At 60.9% G+C, this 2,777-nt stretch carries 2 protein-coding genes; one reads left to right on the top strand and one right to left on the bottom strand.

Annotation, left to right across the window (positions count from 1 at the left end):
- Window positions 1-579 precede the first annotated feature (579 nt).
- On the top strand, window positions 580-1,281 hold the full coding sequence (locus tag GSQ92_RS07560) for a DapH/DapD/GlmU-related protein (RefSeq protein ID WP_159013282.1): 702 nt from the start codon (window positions 580-582) through the stop codon (window positions 1,279-1,281).
- A gap of 276 nt (window positions 1,282-1,557) precedes the next feature.
- On the opposite strand, the gene GSQ92_RS07555 is transcribed toward GSQ92_RS07560, so the two are convergent.
- Complete coding sequence (locus GSQ92_RS07555; RefSeq protein WP_159013281.1) at window positions 1,558-2,709, bottom strand: MFS transporter; 1,152 nt, start codon at window positions 2,707-2,709, stop codon at window positions 1,558-1,560.
- Between the last annotated feature and the right edge of the window lie 68 nt (window positions 2,710-2,777).

Raw genomic sequence — 2,777 nt, 5'->3', positions numbered from 1 at the left:
TCTCCTGCGCTGCCAGGAACTCAGCGAATCATAGCCACGCGAAGGTGTCTAGTTATTTCTCGGCCAGGACACTAGCGCAACCCACACTGCCGAAAAGGCAAAGCGCATGAAATAGTAGTTCTTGAGCCATCCCAACGCGGCCGTAGCCGGGTAGTGTTCGATCGACTGGACAGACATGCTGAAGCTCTCCATCGGTAGGAAAGTGAACCTACATTATGAATGGAACCATCCTATTTGATGAAGTCGCCTGCCACGCTAGGCCGTCTTTTGCCATGTCACTGTGCATGAGGGCTTGGCCGGTGGCACCCTTAAACGCGAGGAACAGTCCTCGCCTGTTGACTGGTCGCCGAAAAGGGCGAGTGGCATCTCACGGGTCTCGGTGAAGTTATCGGCGGGGTCAGTGGGTGATGTCACTTTTAAAACATTTCCGGCCCCCGTTTCTTAGGTCTTGCCACCATTGACGCCCAGCGCCTAACACCGCCGTTTTCGCCCTGGTGAAGGCACGAGAGATGAGCGCGACACGGTATAGGGAGGATAACAACCGGATACGGGCTGCGGTGATCTGCGCGGGCAGTCTGAATGTCACGGCTCGCTGCGCCTGGTCGTTTGCACGCCATGAGCGATGTGCAGTCCGCGGCGCGCTCGCCTAGACTAGCCGAGACCTTCATCCATGCCAGCGTCACACTGCGGGAGGCGGTGGTCGGCGCGCGGTGTGAGATCTTGCAGAACAGCGCGGTCGAGTATTCCAGCCTGGGCGATGCCAGCTATATCGGCCCAAACTGCATGGTCGGCGACGCGGTGATCGGAAAGTTCTGCGCGATCGCGGCATCCGTGCGGATCGGCGCGGTGAACCATCCAATTGACCGGCCATCGCTGCACCGCTTCACCTACTGCCCCGAATACTACAGCGCCGCGGCCAAGCGCGACGCGGGCTTCTTTGCCGACCGTCATGCTGACCGCGTGGTGATTGGGAACGACGTGTGGATCGGGCACGGCGTGATCGTTCTGCCGGGCGTGACGGTCGGCGACGGCGCAGTGCTGGCGGCCGGCGCGGTGGTGACGAAGGATGTGCAGCCCTATATGATTGTTGGCGGCGTGCCGGCGAAGCCCATCCGTTCAAGGTTTCCTGCGGAGATCGCGGCGCGGCTGCAGCGGATGGCGTGGTGGGATTGGGAGTTCGAAACCATCATGGCCAGGCTCGGAGACTTCCAATCTTCCGACGTTCTGGCGTTTTGCGCGAGGTGGGAGGGGGAGGGTCCTTCCCCTACCTCGTCAAATTAGATCTTTAGCTCAGGCCGGGAGAGGTCGGAGCCCGCTCCGGTTGGCAGTCGAAGGAGGCACGATCAACACGCGATAAGGACGGTTCGCGTGTTGACTCTTGTGCGATGGACGGCGGGCCTATTGTACCGGGAGGGTTGCCATGTCGGGCTCACTACACTGACCGGGCCGGTGATATTTCTAATCGGGCGCGCGGCCCCGCAACGGTGACTGCCGAGCGCGCGACACGCTCTCGGATCTATTGGGCGACCCGGGTTCCGAGCGGAGCCGGGGCCTAGTCTAGACCCTCAGCCGCTGGCTCCCCGCGGCAACGCCGATCAACAGCACCGCCAGGATCAAGAACGCCGCCGGCAGATTGATTGCATGGGCCACGAAGCCAATAGCTGCGGGGCCGATGAGAACGCCCCCGAAACCCAGGGTCGCGATCGCAGGGATAGCCACACTCTCCGGCATGATGTTCTGGCGTCCTACAGTGGTGAACAGGACAGGCACTATGTTCGAGCAACCGACTCCCACTAGTGCGTAACCGATCAACGCGACCTGCCAGGACGGCACCAGTGTCGCCAATGTGAAGCCGCCCGCGGCGAGTAGACCTCCAATGCCGATGACGATGGAACCGCCAAGACGCTGCACGATCCTGTCGCCGGTCAACCGTCCAACTGTCATCGTAGATGCAAAGGCGGCGTACCCGAGGCCAGCGAGAGAAGGCTTCATGGCATGCACTGAAGTAAGAAAGACCGCACTCCAATCTAACATGGCGCCTTCTGCGAGGAATGCTACGAAACAGAGCAGCCCAATGAAAAGCACCACACCATGGGGAAAGGCGAAAGCCGGACCCTCACGCTTCGTCCCATAGGACAGCATGTTCGGTGCGGAATAAGCCAATGCGACTAAAAGACAGACAACCACACAAAGCGTCGCGACTAGCGGCGAGGCACCCGCACCAAGGAACGCCGTTACACCGGCAGCGCCGACGATGCCTCCGACGCTGTAAAGCCCGTGAAACCCTGACATCATCGATCGACCGCTCGCGCGTTCAACGATCACTGCCTGGATGTTGATGGTCACGTCGAAGGAGCCGAGGCCTGCGCCAAATACGAACAGGGCGGCGATCAGTAGACGCGGGCTGGAGACCGTCGCCAAGAAAGGTAAGGCTAAACAGATCACCAATGCTGCACCTGTGAGCACGCGCCGGCACCCGAAACGAGCCGCCAAAGCGCCCGCCAGGGGCATTGCAACGAACGAGCCCATCCCCAGGCAAAGCAGCAGAAGGCCGAGTTCGCCGTCTCCTATGCCGGTCCGCGCCTTGGCAAAGGGAACTAGCGGTGCCCACGCCGCCGCACCAAAACCGGCGATCAGGAAAATGATGCGGGTCGATAGCTGTTCGGGGCGAGCGGGGTTTGGATGCGTAGTGGTGACGACCGAGTCCATCTAGATCTTGTGTTCCGCCGTTTCGCTTAGGTTTTCGGCGCGCGTGCCCGACGTTATCGAGCTTCGTG

The sequence above is a fragment of the Acidisoma sp. S159 genome, from assembly GCF_009766125.1.
Taxonomy (GTDB): Bacteria; Pseudomonadota; Alphaproteobacteria; order Acetobacterales; family Acetobacteraceae; genus Acidisoma.
Note: the sequence above shows the minus strand (reverse complement) of the source record. Positions and strands in the feature narration are given on the sequence as shown.